Source organism: Pseudoalteromonas sp. RB2-MNA-CIBAN-0110 (assembly GCF_040309305.1).
Taxonomy (GTDB): Bacteria; Pseudomonadota; Gammaproteobacteria; order Enterobacterales; family Alteromonadaceae; genus Pseudoalteromonas; species Pseudoalteromonas arctica.
The window spans coordinates 11,724-34,668 of record NZ_JBEOOQ010000016.1 but is presented as its reverse complement, the minus strand read 5'-3'; the positions used below and the strand labels follow the sequence as shown (position 1 = coordinate 34,668).

Sequence of the window (22,945 nt, the reverse complement as noted above, 5' to 3'; positions counted from 1 at the left end):
CTTTTTTCAACAACTGAACTATTGAAACGACCATGCTAAACGAGCTAGATTGGCTTTTAAATACTACACTACTTGCACTAGGTTTAGGTGCATTCTTTATTAACCAGATAACACTGCTGCGCGTTGCCGCCATTAGTGCGTGTGGTTTATTATTCTTATCATTTAGCTTAGATCTTATGTCGTCGAGTGTTATTTCAAATATGAGTTTAGTGTTGATCAATACTTTTTACTTGTTTAAAGTTTATACATTTGGGCAATTTAATGTAACCCAAAGTTAACAACTTTTCCCTAGAATATTTAATAGTCCAGCATTGCTGGGCTTTTTTTTGTTAAGAATTTAAAAATATTAAAAAGCACTTTCAATCAAGATGAAAATTAGAGCTTCAGGGGCACACAAGCACTACTGTGAAAATAATGCTTGTGTACTGCTAAAAAGAGGAATACATAGTAAGTAGGCTAGTCCGCTATCGTTAACTCGCTTTGGGTTTGTATTTTAGAAGGAGTATCCTCTGCATTAGCCTGATTAAACCAAGCTGAAACACCAAGTATAATAATTGAAACAATAACTAGGCTTAATTTAACGCCACTTTGACTCGATTTCATAACACCCTCTTTGTATTTTTTATTAGTGAGAATACCTTTTACACTAATGAAAATTACAAATGTTAACAAGCTGTTTTTTAAACTAATTAGCTATCAGCTATTAACCTTTAGTTCTATCTATTGGATTATTAAGTACTAACCCCTTATTCAAGCATTCAATATTATCGGCTATTTGCTCTATAACACTATTTAAATCAGAAATCGCCGCGCAATGTGGTGTAAGCGTTATTTTGGGGTTTCCCCAGTAAGGGTGATTCGACGCTAAAGGTTCTTGATCAAATACGTCGAGTGTAGCTGCGCGTAAGCTATCGTTATTTAATGCACTTAGTAAGTCTTGCTGAACAACATGAGCACCGCGTGCCACATTAATAACAACAGCATGTTTAGGTAGCTTTGCGAGCATTGAGTGATTAATAATGCCTGTTGTTGCTTGCGTAAGGGGTAATAGACATACAAGGTAGTCAACATCAGAAAGCATACTATTGAGGCCTTCCTCGCCATAAAAAATTTCGACATTAGTCGCGTTTTTATTACTTTGCGCCCAGGCACTTACCTTAAAGCCATTATTTATAAGCTTTTGCGCGCATGCTTTACCTAATTCACCAAACCCAAGTATGCCGACATGTTTATTACTATGCACCCGCTTTGGCTTCCATGTTTGCTGTGTTTGTTTAATGTAATACTCTTTTAAACGTAACTTTTGAGCTAACACATGTGTCAGTACATATTCCGCCATATCTTCAGCTAGTTGCATGTCAACAATACGTACTACTTCAACACTTTCGTCGAGTAATGTTAAATCGATACTGTCTACGCCAGCACCAAATGACGACACAGCCTTTAAGTTAGGTAGCTGTGGCCACATAGATTCTGGCGCTTTCCACGCAAGTACAAAATCCACATCATGTGCGTTTTTGCAATCAGGCCATTGCTCTATCAGCGTATTTGGTAATCGCTCTTGTAACTTCGTTATTAGTTTTGTGTTGTCACGCCCAGTTATAGCAACCAATACCGACATAAATTCTCCTAACAATACACAGTTTATAAGTTAGCACTTTAAAAAGTCACACTACTGCAAAGTAACTGTCACACCCTTTTTTTAATCTTACATGTATGGCGAATAGGCCAAACGGAATATGAGGTTAATATGATAAGTGTTGATAAAGTAATTGCTGCAAACTTACCACAACTAGAGAACTCTCCAAAAGTAAAAGGTTTAGTAAAAAAAGGCCTAGGTTACTTATTACATGAACAAGAGTTTGTTGCTTTTGGTGATGCCTACCCTCACCTACAAGGATTAGAATTTGTTGAACAAGTGCTCGATGAACTCAATTTTGATACGCGCTATAAACCTAAGCAGATAGAACATATTCCTAATGAGGGTAAACTTGTTATCGTTGCTAACCACCCTATTGGTTCATTAGATGCTTTAGCACTTATCAAAGTACTTTCAACTGTAAGACAGGATTTAAAAGTAGTGGCAAACCGCATGTTGATGTCGGTTACTCCAATGCACTCACTTTTACTCCCAGTAGATAACTTATCAGGTATGAGTAAGAAACAAGAGCTTAGTAATATACAAAACCATTTAAAGGATGAAGGCGCATTACTTATATTTCCGGCAGGAGAAGTATCGCGATTAGGGCCAACAGGTATTAAAGACTGCAAATGGAATAGTGGCTTTTTACGTATGGCAAAAAAAGCTAACTGCCCTATTTTACCTATTTATATTAAAGCCAAAAACAGTCCACTTTTTTATGGCACATCAATGATTTATAAACCTTTGGCAAGTTTACTATTAGTGGCCGAAATGTTTAAGCAGCGCCAAAAATCTTTAGAGTTTGAGATTGGCGCCTCTATCCCTCCTGAATCTTACTTAATAGAAAATCTTAAAGATAAAGAAGTTGTAAACCTCATCCGTAAACAGCTTTATAGGCTTACAACAAAAAAAGCACTGCCGCTAAAAACACAAACACCTATCGCTGTTCCCGAGTGCAGAAAAGAGCTAAAAAGAGCAATTGAGCAATGCCAACTACTTGGTAAAACGCAAGACGGTATGCATATTCATCTATACCAATATGCAGGTAGCTCACCTATTTTTAGAGAGTTAGGGCGCCTGAGAGAAATTGCATTTAGAGCAGTCGGTGAAGGTAGTGGTAAGCGTCGTGATATAGATAAATACGATATGGATTACCAACACCTTGTACTGTGGGACCCAATGCAGCTAGAGCTGGTAGGTGCTTATCGATTAGCCTGTGCACAACAGATAATACAAAAACATGGCCGCGAAGGTTTGTATACTGATAGCTTATTTTCTTATACCGACGCTATGACGCCCTATCTAAAACAAGGAATTGAGCTTGGTAGAAGCTTTGTACAGCCTAAATATTGGGGACGTAAGAGCCTCGACTATTTGTGGTATGGCATTGGCGCTTTTATAAAAAGCTATCCACAGTACAGATACTTGTTTGGTGCTGTAAGTGTATCAAATGCTCTACCCGAGCAAGCAAAAGCCATGCTCGTTTATTACTACCAGCATTACTATAAAAGTGGTATTGAATTAGCTACGCCTAATAATGAATTTAAATTAACTGAGCAACAGCTAACCCAGTGCAATACTCTTTTTTGCGGCAATGACGTAAAAGAAGATTTTGTAGAGTTAAAGCATGTGTTAGCTAATATGGGGGCTCAAGTCCCTACTTTATTTAAACAATACACTGAACTTTGTAAACCAGGTGGCGTGCAATTTTTAAGCTTTAGTATTGATCCCGATTTTAATAATTGTATTGATGGATTGGTATTGGTCGATCTTGAAAATGTAAAAGAAAACAAAGCCAAACGTTATTTAGAATAACCAATAATAAGAGAGTGCTTTATATTTATAAAGTACTCGATTTATATTTAATTATTTATAAATATCTGCTCTAGTAAAGTTGTATAAATAGCTTCAATTTTAAGTAAATCACTAATAGATACGTGTTCATTAGCTTGATGAATCGTATTGTTTCGTACACCACATTCAATAACTTGAGTATGGGGGCTGGCAAAAAATCGTCCATCTGATGTCCCTCCATTTGTACTTAGTAATGGGTAACTTGAAGTGTTTTTGTAAATAGCCTGCTCAATATGAGTAAGTAAACTCCAACCCGTATTATGGCTTGTATAATAAGGCTCGCATGGGCGTTCCCACTCAATTGTAAAATGCTCAGCAAACTTGTTTAGGGTATTCATTAATTGCGTTTTAACTGCTGCGCTACTGTAACCGTGGCTATAACGTACATTAAATGTAATCTCACAATGACTTGGCACTAAATTATCGACCACATTATTTATGTTAATTCCAGTCACTTGCAGTGTGGTTTTTGAGCTAGCCACATCGAGTAACCAGATCTGATCACTCAAGCTATTTACTATTTTTGCAGCAATATGAGCAGCATTGAGTGTGTTTTGAGGATAAGCTACATGACCTGCCTTACCAGTAACTAAAATCCGAGCTGAAAGCGCACCACGACGGCCATTCTTAACCGTATCGCCAACTTGTGCCACACTTGATGGCTCCCCTACAATACAGCCATCTAATACAACACCTTGCTTGGCAAGCTTATTAACTATTTCTTGAGAACCAAATTCAGCTTCTCCCTCTTCATCTGACGTGATAAGCCAGTAAAGTGTCCCTGCTTTAGCGGATTCACTATTAATTAACTTTTTTGTGGCGCTAAGCATGGCGGCAACACCCCCTTTCATATCGGCCGCCCCTCTACCGTATATTGCATCATTGCGCACTCGCCCTTCAAAAGGAGGACTTAACCAACCGCTACTTGTTGCTGGTACTACATCAATGTGCCCTGAAAAAGCAACACATGGGCCATCTTTGAATTTTATGCAGGCAATTAAATTGGTTACACCATTTATAGTAAATTGCTCGCAACTTAAACCTAAATCCACCAATTTATCTGCAAGCCAATCAATTGCACCCGCTTGGTTAGGGGTTACTGATTCAAAGCGAATTAGTGTTTGTAAGTGCTCTACAACTTCTTTTTGAATATCCGTTGTTTTTGATTTTTTTTCGAATGCTTCTAAAAACATGTTAAACACACTTTATTATTTAATGTGCCTTTATTAAAACGTGAGTTTATGACTAAGCGATGTCAGCCTTAATACATTCATATGACTGTTGATGAAATAAATATGTCAATCTTTTCAAAAGCAGAACGACGCTAAATTTAATCTAAATCAATAAAGCATTCCACAAGGTTAAAATGTTTTTTAAACTTTGATCTAGAACAGGTTTTCATTTTTATTGCTCGGTAATAATAGCGCCAATCAAACAGTAGTTCTTGGAGAACAACATGAAAACTCAAATTAGCATCGGATTATTAACCTCTTTATTAGCACTCTCTCCAGCTGCACACGCTAACTTTAGCGTAAATGTTGGCGCTATTAACGTAAACCCTGATAACAGTAGCTCAGCAATTAATGAAGCACCTACGCTGGGCCTTAAAGGTGATTCAGATACTCAACTAGGTATCACTGTAGATTATGCATTTAACGATCAATGGGTGTTAGAACTAATAGCAGCGACACCTTTTTCACACGATGTGAATGGCGCAGGCGGCTTAGCAGGCAACAAAATTGCAGATATAAAACAGCTTCCTCCTTCTTTAGTTGCGCAATACCACTTTTTAGACACAAGTTATGCGCTAAGACCTTTTATAGGTGTAGGCATAAACTACACTGCATTTTTTGATGAGCAACCTTCTCAAGCACTTAAAGCGACGCTAGGAACAGACGATGTAGAAGTAAAATTAGATGATTCGTTTGGCTTTATGGCTCAGGTAGGTGCTAACTATAAAATTGATGCAAACTGGGGTCTACACGCCATGGTATCAATTATGGATATTGATACCGATGCCACTGTTTATGCTAATGGTGCAAAAGCACTTACATCAACTGTTGAGCTTGACCCCGTTGTTGCTATGTTCGGTGTTAGATACAGCTTTTAAAGCATATATAAAGTAGTACGTAGTTACCCAATTACAATGTGTGTTAAAAGGCCGAAAGGCCTTTTTTTCATTTGTAGAGATTAGGGCAGGTTACTTAACTTTTTCTGCTCTAGCATTTCTTTCCAGTGCATAACTTCACTTGGCAATATAGGTGTTTGGCCATCAAAACCAGCCACTTCAAGCATTTCTTCAATACTTATAATACCTTTTTTACTTTTAAATACACCGCGTACATAAGCAATAGCATGTAAGCCTCGTTCTGAGTGAAACTTTTGCTCAATATAAAAGTATTTATGATCCCATCCAACTAACTTAGTACTTATTGTATATCGCTGCATAGGCTTAATATCACGAATATAAGTAATAGCAGTTGCGTTAACAATCGGAAACCAGCGACGCTTCATTATTTGTTTAAGCAAGCCAACGCGCTCAGTCATCCAAGTTCGAGATAAATCCATCATCGCGAGGTAACGTGAGTTTGTTAAATGTAAATTAATGTCACAATCAGTAGGTAGAGCTTTGTAATCAATATCTACCGTATCAAGTAAATTTTGATATTGCTTGTTACGTTTAATTTTAAAAAACAATAATAAAAGTCGAATATATAGGTTCACAAAAAAGGTCTTACCAGTTAAATTTATTCGAGTGTAGCATAGCCCCTTGCGAAGACGAATATTCTACTTTAATCTTAAATCACTATTACAATAAAAAGATAACTCATGAAGTCAAAACTAAAAATTATTACTGCGCTAACTCTATTAGTGCCTAGTTATAATGCTTTTGCCGATTTTTCATTACCGGGTAAAGGCTCTGTTACTTACCCTACTGGTGTAGTTAAAGAATTTAAATTTGGTTTTGAATGGCAGCAAAAAGCTGAAAAATTCACTATTGGCTCTAAAAGTTACAATATGGAGCAGATCCCTAGCTCTTACTCGGTAGCTATAACGCTTTCAAAAGATGACAGCCAAATATGGGTGCAAGAATTTAATAATGGATTTATTGAAGAGTTTGAATGGCAAATTGGCGGACATAAGATCACTTTAAAAAAGCAGCAATTTAGCGACCCCGTAAAAGGCGATTATGTTATTGAACTTAATGGCCGTAGCTATTTTTTCACTCGTAATAACGCCAGCATTGTAATGAACTTTAACGAAGAAGGTATCGAGACGATTGCAATTGACGGGGTAACAAAAAATATGGGCACTAAAAATTAGTCCCCATATTTTAATTTATTTAGGCCAATTACACTTTTACTGTTTTTCGGTTAATACCGTAATCACGTAACTTATTAGCTACCGCGGTGTGACTTAGGCCCAATCGCTTAGCTAACTGACGTGAGCTTGGATAAGCTGGGTAGAGTTTGCGAAGTAAAGTCGCTTCAAAACGTTTAACAGCTTGATCTAGTGAGCCTTCAAAATCAGACTCTAAATACCCTAAATCATGGGTAAAAGTTGGTAACTGTAAATGCTCTACGCGAAGCTCGCTATCATCTAGTAACGACACTGCGCGGTAAATTGCATTTTCCAGCTGACGAACATTTCCTGGCCACGGATACTCTTGTAAAAAGCTCAAACACTCTTGTGATAAAACAGGAATTGCATGACCATTTTGTTGCGCATATTTTTGAATAAAATGCTCTGCAAGTGGTCCTACATCTGCTTTTCTATCTCTTAGTGGCGCTATTTCTAAAGTAAGCACGTTTATACGGTAATATAAGTCTTCTCTAAAAACCCCTTCTTGTACCATTGCAGGTAAGTCTTTTTGAGTAGCGGCAACAATACGTACATTTACTTTAACTTCGTTCTCATCGCCTACTTTTCTAAACGTACCATCTTGTAAAAAACGCAGTAACTTAGTTTGTAGTTGAGTCGACATTTCGCCAACTTCATCTAAAAATACAGTTCCACCATCGGCTTGCTCTAATACACCGCGCTTTGGCGCTGCATTTTCTTCGTACCCGGCATAACCAAATAACTCAGACTCAGCAACATCATCAGGAAGTGAAGCACACGACAGTGCAATAAAAGGTTTAACAGAACGATTAGATGCGTAATGGCACGCTCTAGCTAATAACTCTTTACCTGTTCCTGTTTCACCAGTAATCAAAATAGGGGCTTCTAGTTGCGCCATTTTGCGTGCTTCGCGCACAACTCGGCGCATTGCCGTACTAAAGTTATGAATAGTAGCGAAGCTTTCTTGCCCGTAACGTCTAAATGCACTGACTTGCTGCCCTAACCGACTTTGCGATTTAATGTTAATAACCGCACCAGCAAGCACATCACCTTCACTACCTTGAGGCACTGCAATTGGCAAAATGTCTGCAATAAAATCCTCACCAGCAACTTCAACGCGAGTAGTTTGTCCGAGTACTTCTTTACCTTCTAACCAGCGTGTAAAGTTAAAGCCTTTAAGCAGGTTATTAATATTTGCACCAATCACGTCTTTTTCAATTAGCTGTAAGTCTTTACATGCTGCATCGTTACATAAACGCACCCAGCCTTTAGCATCAATAGAGATAACCCCATCAGGCAATGCACGTAGTAAAGTATTTAATTCGTTGTGTTCACGCTCAGATGGTAAAAATGCAGTGGTACGCACATCATGTACGCCGTCGATTAAACGTATCGATGGCATAATTTTTTGGAATTGTTCAAATTCAATTTCGGGAAAACTAACGTACATACGACAATTTACAGAATCGACTTCAATTCCTTTCAAATCAACGCTGTAGTTAACTAATATATTAAGGATTTCTTGAGCAATACCAATTCGATCAGCACAGTGAATATCTAGACGCATACATCCTCAAAGAAGGAAAAACTATATTAGCCGAATAATACGCTAAGTCGCTTTGAGAAGGTAGTTTATTGTAAACATTTTTGGACAAAATAGCTTTTAGAGCCAAAGGGTGGGATGTAATTAAACGAAGAAAAACAGCACTGATATCTATATTTAACTATACCAGTGCTGTTTATTAAATCTTATTATGAGACTACTTACCTTGTGGGTAAGCTGACCAATCACCACCATCTAATTGTATGAATGGTCGTTGGTTAACATACATCATTATTGTGCCTTCATTTTCAGCAACTTTAGGTGCTTTAGGTAGGTTTTCAAGTAAATTAGCAACACTATTATTCCCACCAAACACATCAGTTTGCAGCGTCTTACTTACCAGCTCTGAAAGCGCAAAGTAACTTGTTGAATCATCAACCACAATTTGCGAGTAGTTTTGTACGTCTGGGCCTATAAATTTAATCGCTACAGGTACAGACACAATCGCAGGACTAGGGATTTCGCGTAACCCTGCAAATTGTACTTTATCACCTTTTAAGTTAGCGCCGTGTTCAGGCACTATCATTAACATAACGTTGCGACCACGCTTTTCTAATTTTTTTACAAATTGGTTAATATCAGCAAACAAGTTTTTATGTCTGATTGGGTATGTCTCTTTACTATTCACCCTTGGTTGATTCTCTAGCTGATTACCGTCATGTAAACTTGTGGTGTTGTAGTACATCGCACACGGCTTACAATCATCAGCTTGCTCTAACCAACCATCCAGCACAGCTTCATCTGAGTAAATAGGGCTATTATCAAAACCTCGAAGCGCCACTGGCATTGAATCGATATTAAATGGCGTGCTATCTAGGCCACCGTACTTATTTATTAAACCTTTAAACTCATCAAAATGTCCGTCGTGATTCATCACAACATTATTTTGATAACCTAGTTTTTCTAGGTTTTTAAACAAGTAACATTGTTCAGGTGCCTCTTTAAATAATGCCGTTTGACTAGTTTGGCCACAACTAGCGCGCAGTAGCCTTACCGCAGCTGGTCCGCTGTATGATGTAGCCGAGTTAAAGTCTGAAAACACCACATCAAAGTCTTTATACATATCAGTAACACTTACACCAATAGCATTTAAATCAGCAACAGCCATTGAGCATATGTTCAAAATAATTACATCAAACAGTTCACCATTTACCTGGCTTGGAAAGTGACTCATTAATAAGCTTTGTTGTTGATAAAAATCAGCTAATTTTTGATCAGGAGATTGTGCTGCCTGAGTGATCACTTGTGTTTGAGGATTACTCTGATTCTGTGTAACCGGCTCAGGGTTAGCCACATTATTAACAAATTGTGATTGAGAGTTATCCCCTTGCCATCCTACAACTAACAGCCCAACGATAGTGACTGTTGTAAAGCGTATCCATTGCGATGTATACCAAAAACACACACTAATTACGAACAAAGCCAATAACATATCAATGTTAATAACACGGGTTAATAACTCAATAAAATAACCAAAACTAAAATCTTGAACGTTACCCGCTTGTTTAGTCAACCTGTTTATTGGTGGCAACCATGAGTCTTGGTAAAGTAATACCACAGCAAACACAGCACCTACTATATGTTTTGCCTTCTCTATTAGTGACTGTTTAAATTTAATCGCAAGCAACGCAGCAAAAGCCGCATTAGTTAATACGTTAAAATCAATTGCACCATAATAAAACAGAGCAAACTTAACTAAAAAATAAAGGTTCCAAACCCCTAAACCTGATAATTTCACTTCTTATCCTTTTTTACTGTATTTGGTGTATAAGGCTCTAGTACTTCATGTTTAAAAGTAAGCTTATAATAATATTTTGTTATTTGAGATAAAATGTATTTGCCTAGCATACAAAGCACCGCGCCAAGCACCATTGCAAGAAACACGGTAATTAAAAGCTGATTCATACTCATAAGTTGTCTCTTAATTTCATTATAAAAGGCTTAGCATCTGGGCGGCTTTTGCTAGAAAATTCAGGTGTGTTAATATTTTCAGTAACGCTGTTTGCTATATCAGGTGCAAATTTATAGCTATCATTCTCGGCAAGTTTTTGCGAGAAATCTACAACACTCTTACCTTTATAAAAACGCCTTAATTGTTTACATTCTTGTTGAATGTAAAAGTGATCAGAAATTACATTTTGCTGTACAAAAAAATCGCTTGTTTTTAATTTAAACAAATGCTTAATCGCATTATCAACGTCATTCTCTCTACAAGCATGCAAATATAAATAAACTGTATTATCTGCAATACTAAATACATCACCTTCGCGTTTAATATGAAATAAATGCAAAGGGTGTATTGGGTCGATTCGTGGCAGTAATTCAAGCTTTACTAGCACACCGCTCACACCTAAATTAACGGCTGAGTCACTATGAATTTCTACTTGTTTTGTAAACTCAATGAAAGGTAAATATCCTTTCGAAAAAGTGTTTTCGGTGTATTTCAATACGTCCTCAACTGAGGGAGGTAAAGGCCTAGAAAACTGAAAACCTTGAATAGATTGAATTTGTGAGAGCAACCGAGAAGGCTCTGAAAAACTATATAGAATAAGGTTTACACCCAATGTTAAAAATAAACATTCATCTTGATGGCGAATAACACCATCAACATTTTGAATAACAAGCTTTAACCAGCGCCCACAGTTTTTTCTAAGTTCAAAACACTGCTTACCTAATAACGCTAAATCAGTGTAGCGCGTTACTGCAAAAATTAAGGTGGCTGCTTCTACCTTTGGGCCTTTATTAAATAAGTCATTATTATCTTTTACACTTTTATAGTGCATTGGTAATTTAGTACCTTCGGGCACCGCACTTTGTACAAGCCAAACATCGTCTTCATCGGAAAAGTCTGAACTTTTAGGTGCTTTGCTCTCGCTTATTATTCCCTTTTGAACAACAAACTGATTATTACTTAATAATAACGGGTAATGTTCACCAGCAATAACACCCGTGCTATGGCGCCAATAATCATATTCAAGAACTCGCATTGCAGAATCATTATCAACAAAAACCAGCCCATCAAATACATTATTTAATCGTCTAACTAAAAAACGGTAGTTAGCAATATCAGGCCCAGATATTAAAAATAGTAATGTAGCTCCGGTACGACGAACAAAGTCGTTGTACTCATTCATCATCAGTTTTAAGCTTTTTTCGCCAACACTGTTTAACTGTGTTGTATTAAAATGAACAAAAATGAGCGCTTCGTTTAGACGTTTATAAGCACTTATCTCTTTTATAATACCTGAATTGATTCGCTCAATTGAATAGTGTTGTGTTTCTGGGGCCAACGAAAAAGGATGCACTCGATTATGTTCATAAGCATAATTTAACGATGCAGAAAAAGAAGAATCAAAAAATGATTCAGCCTCTTGAGAAACTATATATATATCATTAGCTAAACTTTGGTTAATTGAATGTAACGCTAATTCGATTGCAAAATTATCTAAAGGGGCTAAAACAGCATAACTTGAAGCCGATTTTAACTCTTTTGCAGCAGGCTCTAATCCCGTTATGTTAAAGTTATGCACTTAAAATGCCCTATAAAAAATACTTTTTTACTAGTTTTAACCGTTATTCTATATATAATAGCCAAATATTGTCCACTTTTAATCAAAATAATTAAAGTAACTGTAAAGGTAAAGATGAACAACTTAACATCTAAAAACTCACAAACGTTAACATCGAGTGATATAGAAAACCTTACACTGCGTTTTGGTGGAAAGAGTGATGACTACATAGAAATAGTAAACAAGCAGCAAAATAATAATACAATTAATAAATATGCATTGCTTAAAGAGATAAACAACGAACTAAACACATACACTAGTTAAACTAAGGATAGGTAACCCCGTTGCAAAGAGTTTTCATTAAAGGTATCAAAGGCGGTTTAGGCAGTACTTCTGTAGTTGCCAATCTTGCATGCGTGCTAAAAAAGTCTGACGTTGACGTTGTTGCTATCGATTTAGATGCAAAAAGTGACTTAGGTTTACATTTTGGTTTACCGTGGAAATACACCAAAGGCTGGAGTAATGAAGTGCGCTTTGAAGATGCACTTACGCATTTTCACCAAGATAACGATGGCATTATATTTTTACCATTTGGCGATAACGACGACACTAGCACCGATAACATCACTAAAATGGTCAATAAATGCAAAAACCTAAATTATAACAACGAAGCCTGGATACTTTTTGACTGCCCTTCACATATTAACCTTTCTCACTACCCATTAGAGAAAGACGATATTGTAATTGAACTTGTTAATTGCGACGCTATTTGTCACAGCTTAATTTATAGGCGCCTGCAAAGACTTAAAAATTCAGATACCAATTGGAAACATTACTTTTTAGTTAACCGCTATAACTCTGCATCAACGCTAGAATTTGACTTATTTTCCCTATGGCAATCGACACTTCCCCTTATGGCTCCCTTTTTTATTAATAGTGACGAAGTTATTAAAGAGTCAACCGCATACAGAAATGTAGCACTTAATTGCGCGCCATATAGTGTCGCAAACGATGACTTTGAAACACTAGCTGGTTGGCTAGTTAGTAAAGCGGCCTTATAAAATGAGCATTACACTATTTTATCAGCGCCCTATTCACAGCACTTTATACTTGCTGCTGAGCATTTTATTTACTGATAAGTTAGTTCGGTACATTTTATTCAAGTTTCATAGCTACTTTAATCAACATAAAGTAAATGTAATTGAAGCTTTCTTAATGCCTTTTATTACGCTTTTAAGCTCGCTATTTATAAACATTAAACAGCATAAAATCAGCTTTGAGTTTACCCTTTATGACTACTACCCTCATTTAAGGTTGCCTTACCGAACCTATATTTACTCAAATATATTACGCTTTATTATTCAAAGTGTTTTTTTAGTGTTTTTTAAAAACCAGCTTAAATCTAGTTCAGTAAAAGAAGATGCAGTTAATTATTTCTATGATGGCGTTAGCTACCTTTTAAGGCAATTACGTTGGTTTGATTTAAAGTTAGGTAAATTATTAAAACGCCTACTATCAAAAAACAAAAAAGGCCCTAAAAAAAGTGCGTTTAAAACCATGGCGGATGCGCGTGTATGGCAAAATAAATTAGTTAAATACGTCATCCTCGCGTTTATTTTATTTTTATTAGCAATATTCATTACAATTCCTTTTAGCTTGGAAGCTCAAGCCGTATTTATAAGCTTTATTTTATTAGTTGCGTATGCACTTAAACGAGTAAAAGGCCAAATGGCAACCATTGTCATGATCACCTTGTCAGTAACTACCTCTTCTCGTTACTTATGGTGGCGTTACACTGAGACTTTAAACTGGGATGATCCGCTTGCACTTGCACTAGGTGGCGGCTTACTACTTGCTGAAACATATGCATGGCTTGTACTGATTTTAGGTTTTTTTCAAACAGTTAATCCGCTTGAGCGAAAACCAGTGCCTTTACCTAAAGACACTGACCTATGGCCAACTGTTGATGTATATATTCCAACTTATAACGAGCCGTTAAGCGTTGTAAGACCCACTACTCTCGCTGCTTTAAGTATCGATTGGCCTGCAGACAAGCTAAATGTTTATATATTAGATGATGGTAAGCGCTCAGAGTTTAAGGATTTTGCAGCCGAGATTGGAGTGGGTTATTTAGCGCGTTCGGATAACAATCACGCTAAAGCCGGTAATATGAATAGCGCTATGCGTTATACCGATGGCGAATATATCGCAATTTTTGATTGTGACCACGTTCCTGCTCGCTCGTTCTTACAAATGACAATGGGACAGTTTTTAAAAGACAGTAAAGTGTGTTTGGTCCAAACACCGCATCACTTTTTTTCTGCCGATCCATTTGAGCGAAATCTTAATAACCACAGTCAAATCCCTAACGAAAATATGTTGTTTTATGGATTGATTCAAGATGGTAACGACATGTGGGATGCAACCTTCTTTTGTGGTTCTTGCGCCGTATTAAAACGAGAAGCGCTTGATAATATTGGTGGTTTTGCATTTGAAACAGTAACTGAGGATGCTCACACGGCCCTTCGTATGCAGCGCGCAGGTTATAAAACTGCATATATAAACATTCCACAAGCCGCAGGCCTTGCAACCGACAGCTTGTCAGCGCATATAGGCCAACGTATTCGCTGGGCGCGTGGTATGGCGCAAATATTTAGGCTTGATAACCCATTGATGGGTAAAGGTTTAAGCATCCCTCAACGATTATGCTATATAAACGCAATGTTGCATTTCCTTTCGGGTATTCCTCGTATTGTATTTTTAACAGCTCCTTTGGCGCTAATATATTTTAATGCCTACATAATTTATGCTCCTTTTATTGCTATTTTTATCTATGTGGTACCGACACTAATTCAAATAAAAGCGACTAACTCACGTATTCAAGGTAAATACCGTTATTCCTTCTGGGGTGAAGTGTATGAGTCAGTACTTGCTTGGTACATACTAAAACCAACTACCGTTGCTTTATTTAATCCTAATAAAGGTAAATTTAACGTAACCGAAAAAGGCGGTTTAAATGATGAAGAGCATTACGACTGGGGGATTTCTAAACCGTATTTAATTCTCTTACTTATTAACTTACTTGGAATAATAGTGGGTGTATTACGTCTGTTTTTAGGTGATTCAAGCCAGATTGGCGTACTTATAATAAGTATGGGTTGGGCTTTTTATAATATTATTATTTTGGGTGCTGCGGTTGCGGTTGCTGCTGAGGCTCGCCAAGTGAGGCACTCGCATCGTATAAAGGCAAACTTTCCTGCCGGCGTTCGTTTAGCAAATGGTCATACTTTAAAAGTAAAAATAACGGATTATTCAGATAACGGTGTAGGTATAGAGACTGAACACGCACATTTATGCCGCGTTAACGATAAAATCGAATTATTAATGAGTCGCGGTAACAAGCAATTTTCGTTTACAACGTATGTATGTAATACCCGTAAAAAACAAATTGGCCTTACACTTAAAGATTTATCTCTCGAAAAGCAAAGAGCTTTTATACAATGTACTTTCTCCAGAGCAGATGCTTGGCTAGATTGGCAAAATAACTTTAGACATGACCGTCCATCGTATAGCTTCAAAGAAGTGCAAAAAACCAGTTTACGGGGCTTTAGTAATTTATTATTTCATGCCCCAAGAGCGTTACAACCTATAATTAAGTTTATGACTAATACTGTCATTTACATAAATTCATTTACTCCAAAAAAACCGATAGTGCATAATAATTATGATTAAAAAGTTACTAAATACATTTCTAACATTGTTACTTATTAGTAGCGCATATCAAGTGCTCGCTATCGAGCCTATGCACGACAAAACTATGTTTGTAAATGGCTACCCTGAGAGCGCTCAGGTTTCTAGTTTACGTCTTAGCTTTGAAAAGTTAGGGTTTAACGACTATAAACTCGACGGCGTGAATAATAATTCTCGAGTCGATTTCACAAATAGAATTGATAAATTAAGCACTAATCTAAAGCTTAACTTTTCGTACACCAACTCACCTTCATTGCTGGCTAATGTATCGCATTTAAAAGTTTATTTTAACGATAACTTAGTTACTGTTTTACCTATTAATGAGCAATTAAGTATTGTAAAAAATACGGTAAGTCATAGCCTAGACCTAAATGCTAAATACATTCAAGACTACAACCAAATTCGCTTTGAACTAGTTGGCTACTACGACTTACGATGCCAAGATTACTTTAGCCGCTCAATTTGGACTGAAATAAACAAATCAAGCCATATCACGCTTGATCAAAAACAGTTAGCAATTGATAGCCGCCTTGAATATTTACCAGAACCATTTTTTGATGCTAAAGATTACAACAAATTAAACTTACCTTTTGTATTTGCAAGCACACCTAATACACAAGCAATAGAAGCTGCAGCCACTTTATCTAGTTGGTTTGGCGCACAAGCTGACTGGCGTGGCGCTAACTTTCCAGTAGTTTTAAATAAAGCACCAGAGCAGCACAGTGTGGTGTTTATTACTAATGACTCAAAACCTGATTTTTTAAAAGATTATCCAGATGTTGAAAAGCCAACCGTCGAGCTAATTTCAAGCCCTATTCACAGATACAATAAAATGCTGTTAATTTTGGGGCGTGACGAAAAAGACTTAAAAACAGCGGTCACTGGTCTTGTATTTGGTCATAAAATTATGACTGGCCGAAGTGCAAGCATCGAGGCTATTAACAAACTCCCACTGCGTAAAGCTTATGATGCGCCGAGATGGCTAAGAAACGATCGTCCCGTGCACTTTGACGAGCTTATTGACTACCCAACTCAGTTACAAGCTGAGGGTCTTAACAACGGCCCTATAAAATTAAATGTTCGTTTTGCACCTGATTTATTTACTTGGCGTGAAAAAGGTATTCCTATTACTTTGCAATACCGTAATACGCCAGAGAGCGAAACATTAAATTCACGTTTAAACATGTTAATAAACCAAGAATTTATAAGTGGTTTTTTACTTGATAAAAAAGACTCATCGTTAACTACCGCTAAAACGTTGCTGCCTTTAATTGCTAATACAGACACAACGCAAAGCGCTGAAGACTTTTCATTAGACGGTATTAATCTTGCCAGCCGAAATGAGTTAAATTTTGACTTTAGATTTGCAGTACTTAAAAAAGGCGAATGTGCCGTTGCTCCACCTGGTGGCGAATACGGAGTAATTGATGGAAACTCTAACATTGATGTAAGTGGGTTTGACCATTACATGGCTCTGCCTGATTTAAATGTATTTGCAAACAGCGGATTCCCATTTACAAAATACGCAGACTTACAACAAACTTTAGTATTGATAGATGAAGTTCCATCACCTAAAGCACTATCTGTATTGTTTAATTTAACAGGCCACTTTGGTGCTATTACAGGCTACCCAGCTCATAGAATAAGTGTTGCTCATTTAAATGAAGATGCCAACTTAGATGATAAAGACATCTTAGTAATCGCAAAACCTAATAGCATTGCTAATAACTTAGATGAAGATGCGCAAACTAATATCCTGCTTGATAATAATCAGCGCGCTATAAAACAAGCCATATACAACGGTGCTTACGATGAGCAGACAACAGATAAAGTCCAAGTAAGTATAAAAAGTAGTGGTGATATGGCCGTTATTACTGGCTTTCAATCACCGTTTGATTCAGAGCGTTCAATTGTATCGCTTAGTGCAACATCACAAAAAGCCTTTACTCTACTAGATGATGCGTTAATGAGTTCAGAAGCTCTTGCGCAAATTAAAGGCAGTGCTGCGGTCATAAATTCTCAAGGCATTAAAACAATTAAAACTGATGAGCAATATTTTGTTGGTCACATTCCTGTGCATACCCTAATTTGGTTCCATTTATCGGATCACCCATTTGTACTGGCGCTATTGTCTATTTTAACACTACTGCTGATCTCATTTATTATATGGCGATTACTACAAGCATTAACATACAAGCGCTTAGCTGAAGGAGATAAGTAATGAAGTCACTCATTAATGTATTTTTTACCGTGATTGCATTATTTACCTTTAATGCCAATGCACAAATAGAGCAATGCCAACCATGGGATGCATGGCAAACGTTTAAAAGTAACTTTATAAGCCAAGATGGCCGCGTTATTGATTTGGGGAGTGAGCAAAAAGTCACAACCTCTGAAGGCCAGTCTTATGCCTTATTTTTTGCTGTCGTAGCAAATGACAAAGCAATGTTTGACCTAGTCCTGGATTGGACGCAAGAACATTTATCAGAAGGTGATTTAAGCACTCGTTTACCGGCATGGCAATGGGGTGTTAACAATCAAAATGTTGGCGGAATTTTAGATTCAAATCCAGCGTCTGATTCTGACTTATGGATAGCATACAGTTTATCGCAAGCTGCTATTCTTTGGGATGACCGCCGCTACAGCATATTAGCAGCCGTACTTGCACAGCGAATAATGCGTGAAGAAACCGCCTATATTTCGGGCCTAGGTTTATCATTACTACCCGCCCCTACTGGTTTTGAATTTGATAATGAGCGTTTTAAGTTAAACCCAAGCTACTCACCGTTATTTATTTATCAGCAGTTTAAAAAGCTTTATCCACACTCGCCTTGGCATCAACTGCACGAAGGCTCAGCAAAGTTGATTTTAGATACAGCAAAGCAAGGTGTTAGCCCTGACTGGGTAATGTTTGATGCAAATAACGGCTTTTACTACGATAAAAAAACGAGCGACTTGGGCAGTTACAACGCTATTAGAGTATATTTATGGGCAAGTATGATGGCAGACAACGCACCTTATAAAAAAGAGCTATTAGCGCAATTTAACCCTTTTATAGAAACAATTAATAAACGTGGTTACGTGCCTTTAAATACTTTTGCTAAATCAGGAAAATCTGAAAAAAGAGGCCCTCTAGGCTTTAACTCAGCTTTATTACCTTTACTAGCAACTAATAACGATAATTCTACAGTAATGGCTATTCAGCAAAAACTAATGATTGATAAATCATTTACCCAGACTCGTTATTACGACAGCGTACTTAACTTGTTTGGTACAAGTGCTTTAAATAAGCGTTTTTCAATTACAGCAGATGGGACGCTACAACCGGTATGGAGCACTGAATGCCGTTAAGGTTTGCCCTCGCTTGCACATTAGCGCTTAGCTCTGGATTAAGCGCTAACACAGTCAACGATATTGATACGCAATCTGTTGATTGGTTACTAAGCCAAATAGGTATTGGTGAAGCACAGCAAAATAAAAAACTAGTTGAAGATAGCTTGCGAAAGCTAGTCGCTATTGCCCCTGCCCGCATAGAAACACAGTGCGCTGTAGCGCGTTATGATTTTGCCAATGGCGAATCAGCGAAAGCCAACCAATTACTAAGTAAAATAGATAATGGGCTTACCAAACAAGCTCCGTGCGTTGAAAAGCTAAAAGTCCTTTCGCGTACTGAAGGAAAAGACAAATCTTCAATTCAGCAAGCTAAATTATTGGCTCGCGCGGGTCGTTATGAACAAGCTCGCGAAATCTATAATAATATTTTTAAAAACGTCTATCCTACATTAGATTACGAGCTTGAGCATTTAAGCTGGTATGGACAAGATAGCTCCCAATGGGAAAGTGTTAAAAAAGGCTATAATAAATTAGCTCAAAGCTACCCAAGTATTGCGCAGATAGAAATTGCTTATGCCCGTCACCTACTTAGACGTAATCTGACAGATAAAAAAGCGATTGATATTTTAAGTAAATATGGCGCAGGCCCTACTTTTATTAATGAAGTAGAATATATTTGGCTTAGTGCTTTGCTAGAAATGCCCTTAACGGATGATACAGTTGAGCAGTATCAGCGCTATTTCACTCTTTATCCTTTTAGTAGTAAAGGTGAATTACAATACCAAGATTTTCTAAAAGATTATAAAAAACGTCAAACACTTCTTGCCGACCCCGCCTATCAACTTTGGGTAAGAGGCGATAAATTACTTGAGAAAAATAAACTTGCTGCCGCAGAGCCTTTACTTTTAAAAGCTTTAAGAGGCCGACCGCAAGACGGCGCTATAATGCGAAGCCTTGGCACACTCTATTTACGCCTTGGTGAAAACCAAAAGTCGTATCAATATTTTACTCGTGCACAAAAGTACACAACTGAGTTCGCTGAACGTGAAACACTACAAGAATTAGCAAAAACAGCTAAGCTTTGGCTTTATATACGCGAAGCTAAAAATGCCATTAATAATAAAGAATTTAAAACGGCTAAGCTTAAGCTTGATTTAGCAGCCACCTTAGAACAAGAAACTAATACAGTAATATATAACAAAGGTTTATTACAATTTGCTCAAGGGCAATATTCACAGGCTGCGCTTACATATCAAATTGTTTTAAGAAGTGATCCACTTAATAGCAGCGCTTTAATAGGCCTACTTGAAATAGCTGAATTAGAGCAAAATGAAAAAGCCCTAACCTCTTTTTATAACAGCTTATCGTTTAATCAAAAGAAACTAATTAAAGAATCTTATTCTGTATCTTTAAGTAGTCAGTACCGCGCAAAGGCAAATACGTTTGCACAGTCGGGAGATTTAGAGCAAGCCGAAAAAGTATTAAAAGACGCTATTGAAATAGCGCAAGAACAGCCTTGGTTATACTACGATTTAGCCTTTATATACCAACAAAAGGGGCTGACAGAAGAGGCCCGCGCTTTATTTAATAATGTGCTGTGGCAATTTCCGTTAAACCCTCAGATTCGTTACAGCCACGCGCTTTTTTTACGATCCCTTGATGATTATCAAGGTGCTATTAAAACATTGCAGTACATTCCATTTAAATCCAGAGATAAAGACATTATTGCGCTTGAACAGCAGCTGCAACTTAATGAGTCTTTAACACAAAGTGAGCGCCACCTTGATGCTAAAGATAAAGCCACTGCAATCTATCATTTAAGCAACCTAGAGGCACAAAATTTAACACCCGCTATGCAGGCAGAGTTATCGCGAAGCTGGTATCGAATTAATGAAAAAAAACACGCTATAAAACTTATAAACAAAGCACTGGAAGCTGAGCCTTCTCTTTCTGCTTATTGGCATACACTTTATGGTGAGTGGCTTTTAGAGCAAGGTGATGAAAATAAAACGAAGCAATGGTTTGAAAAGTACGTATTACCAGAGAGCGCAACTGAAAACGAAACAACTCAATATGTACAACTACAAAATAGCTATATTACTCAGTATTACAATGGTAGTGATTTAATCGCTAAGCTTAACCAGCTGGATCAAAAATATAAAAATACTCCAGCAACAACTACTGCCCTTATTAATGCAAATTTAGCACTTGAACAGCGCGAAGCGGCCGTTATTTTGTATCAGCAAAAAGTACAAAATAAACAAACCATAGAGCCTCAAGCACTACTCGCTATTGCTAATGCATACATAGAACTTGGGGACGACTTTCAAGCAAAAGAAGTTACGCAAAAAGCGATTACGCAAACCACATCGCAAGAAGGTTATTTGCAACGCCAAATCATGTCATCTCTCAATGAGTTTAATTACTCAGGGGATGCACTTTATTTAGCTAAGCAACTTGTTGAAAAGTCACCCAACGATCAAGAATTACGTTATCTAGGCGCTCAAGTAGCCAGCAAATTCAACGAAACCGAACAAGCACAATCTTGGTACGCGCAAACCCTATTTCCTAATCGTACATTAAATGAAAAAGAGCTTTACGGAGCGCTTTCAAAAATAGACGAAAACGATGAATGGTATGTAAACGGTGCTAAAAGAGAGCTAATAAACGAGCAAAACAAAAACCAAGCATACATTGCTATTGGTGTTAACTTTAGTGGGCAAACAAGCACCGAAAGCGAAGCAACACTTGGTGCGGGCTTAGTCCCGATTGAAGCTTACTTTCCGCTTTGGCAAGGCCAAGGGTTTATTAAAGTAGACCCAACTACTATTAGCGCACAAACAACGCGCTTTGATGAGCAATTTGCTGGCAGCCGCTATGGACAAGGTGCTTTATGTATTTTCACTTGTTCAATCGATGAAGTGACACCACAGGAAAGTGGTGTAGATGTAGGTATTGGTTGGCAAAACGAAAACTGGCGTGTAGATGTAGGTACAACTCCACTTGGCTTTTTAATTGAAGATATTGTATGGGGTGTAAATTACGCAGACAGTTTTGGCGATTTTGGATACAGCCTAGAACTTGAAAAACGCCCAGTTACAAGTTCGGTACTTTCTTATGCAGGTCTTAAAGATGTAAAAACAGGTGAAGTTTGGGGTGGTGTACGCTCTACAGGCCTAACTGCTAATGTATCACACGACTTAGGCGGAAAATGGGGTTTTTGGTCAAGCGCCGACTTTACCCTATATAAAGGCCAAAATGTAAAAGACAACCAACGCTATCGTATGATGGGCGGTACTTATTACCGTGTAATTAGCAATCAAGAGCGTGAATTTACCGCAGGCGCTAGCTTATTACATTGGGCATACAAGTATAATTTAAGTGAAGAAACATGGGGCCATGGTGGTTATTACAGCCCACAAAACTATGTAGGTTTATCTGTGCCACTCACTTATGACGCGCGTTGGGGCGATGATTTTGTTTATCGATTAAAAACAGGTGTTTCGTACTCGCAAACAAAAACTCAATCTATTGATTTCTTCCCTAATGATGGCGATTTGCAAATAGCTGCATATGATAGAGAGTCAATAACAGGTGTTGATCCTGTATTTGAAGGTGAAACAAGTTCTGGTGTTTCATATAATCTTGAAGGTAGTTTTGAGTATAGAATAACGCCGAATTGGTTCTTTGGTGGTTACTTAGCCATCGATCGTTCTGACTTTTACGAACCAAATTTTGGTCAGCTTTATATACGTTACTACTTTAATCCTGTGTACGGAACACTTGAGTTTCCAGGCACCCCTATTGTTCCTTATGCTGAGTTTTAACTTGGCATAAGGTGATACACCGCGAACACTTCCCCTAGCACTAAGGTATATGTATACTTGAGCGCAATTGTAACTAGGATAAGGG

Annotated in this window: 17 protein-coding genes; 10 read left to right on the top strand and 7 right to left on the bottom strand. The window is 37.5% G+C overall.

Annotation, left to right across the window (positions count from 1 at the left end):
* Positions 1 to 32 precede the first annotated feature (32 nt).
* Positions 33 to 278: a hypothetical protein gene (locus AAEY68_RS09860; RefSeq protein ID WP_002958222.1), complete on the top strand. Its 246-nt coding sequence runs from the start codon at positions 33 to 35 to the stop codon at positions 276 to 278.
* Between the two features lie 178 nt (positions 279 to 456).
* On the opposite strand, the gene AAEY68_RS09855 is transcribed toward AAEY68_RS09860, so the two are convergent.
* Together AAEY68_RS09855 and AAEY68_RS09850 are read right to left on the bottom strand one after the other, a co-directional pair.
* The gene (locus AAEY68_RS09855; protein ID WP_007581365.1) at positions 457 to 603 is read right to left on the bottom strand and encodes a hypothetical protein; all 147 of its coding nucleotides are present in this window, start codon (positions 601 to 603) and stop codon (positions 457 to 459) included.
* A 100-nt stretch (positions 604 to 703) separates the two neighbouring features.
* Positions 704 to 1,621, bottom strand: coding sequence for a 2-hydroxyacid dehydrogenase (locus AAEY68_RS09850; protein ID WP_350585876.1), 918 nt, complete (start codon positions 1,619 to 1,621; stop codon positions 704 to 706).
* Positions 1,622 to 1,750: 129 nt separating this feature from the next.
* Here AAEY68_RS09850 and olsF point away from each other — a divergent pair, with 129 nt between their 5' ends.
* Positions 1,751 to 3,457, top strand: a complete 1,707-nt coding sequence (olsF, locus tag AAEY68_RS09845) for a bifunctional ornithine lipid synthase OlsF (protein WP_010555115.1) — start codon at positions 1,751 to 1,753, stop codon at positions 3,455 to 3,457.
* A 47-nt stretch (positions 3,458 to 3,504) separates the two neighbouring features.
* On the opposite strand, the gene dapE is transcribed toward olsF, so the two are convergent.
* Complete coding sequence (gene dapE, locus AAEY68_RS09840; protein ID WP_282113980.1) at positions 3,505 to 4,689, bottom strand: succinyl-diaminopimelate desuccinylase; 1,185 nt, start codon at positions 4,687 to 4,689, stop codon at positions 3,505 to 3,507.
* 263 nt (positions 4,690 to 4,952) lie between these two features.
* On the opposite strand from dapE, the gene AAEY68_RS09835 reads away from it, so the two are divergent.
* Positions 4,953 to 5,606 carry an OmpW/AlkL family protein gene (locus AAEY68_RS09835; RefSeq protein WP_024593573.1) on the top strand — a complete coding sequence of 218 codons (654 nt, stop codon included), beginning with the start codon at positions 4,953 to 4,955 and terminating at the stop codon, positions 5,604 to 5,606.
* A gap of 80 nt (positions 5,607 to 5,686) precedes the next feature.
* On the opposite strand, the gene AAEY68_RS09830 is transcribed toward AAEY68_RS09835, so the two are convergent.
* Positions 5,687 to 6,220 (bottom strand): thioesterase family protein, encoded by a 534-nt coding sequence (locus tag AAEY68_RS09830; RefSeq protein WP_002958217.1) that lies wholly within the window; start codon positions 6,218 to 6,220, stop codon positions 5,687 to 5,689.
* A gap of 105 nt (positions 6,221 to 6,325) precedes the next feature.
* On the opposite strand from AAEY68_RS09830, the gene AAEY68_RS09825 reads away from it, so the two are divergent.
* Positions 6,326 to 6,820 (top strand): hypothetical protein, encoded by a 495-nt coding sequence (locus AAEY68_RS09825; RefSeq protein WP_197141058.1) that lies wholly within the window; start codon positions 6,326 to 6,328, stop codon positions 6,818 to 6,820.
* A 28-nt stretch (positions 6,821 to 6,848) separates the two neighbouring features.
* On the opposite strand, the gene tyrR is transcribed toward AAEY68_RS09825, so the two are convergent.
* The 3 genes from tyrR to bcsE form a co-directional block, all read right to left on the bottom strand.
* Positions 6,849 to 8,405 carry a transcriptional regulator TyrR gene (gene tyrR, locus AAEY68_RS09820; protein ID WP_010555118.1) on the bottom strand — a complete coding sequence of 519 codons (1,557 nt, stop codon included), beginning with the start codon at positions 8,403 to 8,405 and terminating at the stop codon, positions 6,849 to 6,851.
* 193 nt (positions 8,406 to 8,598) lie between these two features.
* On the bottom strand, positions 8,599 to 10,179 hold the full coding sequence (gene bcsG, locus AAEY68_RS09815) for a cellulose biosynthesis protein BcsG (RefSeq protein WP_350585875.1): 1,581 nt from the start codon (positions 10,177 to 10,179) through the stop codon (positions 8,599 to 8,601).
* A 169-nt stretch (positions 10,180 to 10,348) separates the two neighbouring features.
* Positions 10,349 to 11,971 carry a cellulose biosynthesis protein BcsE gene (bcsE, locus tag AAEY68_RS09810; RefSeq protein ID WP_121954445.1) on the bottom strand — a complete coding sequence of 541 codons (1,623 nt, stop codon included), beginning with the start codon at positions 11,969 to 11,971 and terminating at the stop codon, positions 10,349 to 10,351.
* Positions 11,972 to 12,085: 114 nt separating this feature from the next.
* Between bcsE and bcsR the strand changes: the two genes are divergently transcribed.
* From bcsR to AAEY68_RS09780, 6 genes are read left to right on the top strand one after another with little or no spacing between them, the layout of a single operon-like run.
* Positions 12,086 to 12,274, top strand: coding sequence for a BcsR/BcsP family cellulose biosynthesis protein (gene bcsR / locus AAEY68_RS09805; RefSeq protein WP_007581346.1), 189 nt, complete (start codon positions 12,086 to 12,088; stop codon positions 12,272 to 12,274).
* A gap of 20 nt (positions 12,275 to 12,294) precedes the next feature.
* A complete protein-coding gene (bcsQ, locus tag AAEY68_RS09800; RefSeq protein WP_165721319.1) occupies positions 12,295 to 13,011 on the top strand; it encodes a cellulose biosynthesis protein BcsQ in 717 nt (238 codons plus the stop codon).
* A gap of 1 nt (position 13,012) precedes the next feature.
* Complete coding sequence (gene bcsA, locus AAEY68_RS09795; protein ID WP_197121712.1) at positions 13,013 to 15,682, top strand: UDP-forming cellulose synthase catalytic subunit; 2,670 nt, start codon at positions 13,013 to 13,015, stop codon at positions 15,680 to 15,682.
* Positions 15,675 to 17,921 (top strand): cellulose biosynthesis cyclic di-GMP-binding regulatory protein BcsB, encoded by a 2,247-nt coding sequence (gene bcsB, locus AAEY68_RS09790; protein ID WP_197209479.1) that lies wholly within the window; start codon positions 15,675 to 15,677, stop codon positions 17,919 to 17,921. The genes bcsA and bcsB overlap by 8 nt, the downstream gene beginning before the upstream one ends.
* Positions 17,921 to 19,051 (top strand): cellulose synthase complex periplasmic endoglucanase BcsZ, encoded by a 1,131-nt coding sequence (bcsZ, locus tag AAEY68_RS09785; protein WP_010555125.1) that lies wholly within the window; start codon positions 17,921 to 17,923, stop codon positions 19,049 to 19,051. Before bcsB ends, bcsZ begins: the two co-directional genes overlap by 1 nt.
* A complete protein-coding gene (locus AAEY68_RS09780; protein ID WP_350585874.1) occupies positions 19,042 to 22,860 on the top strand; it encodes a cellulose synthase subunit BcsC-related outer membrane protein in 3,819 nt (1,272 codons plus the stop codon). The genes bcsZ and AAEY68_RS09780 overlap by 10 nt, the downstream gene beginning before the upstream one ends.
* Positions 22,861 to 22,945 lie beyond the last annotated feature (85 nt).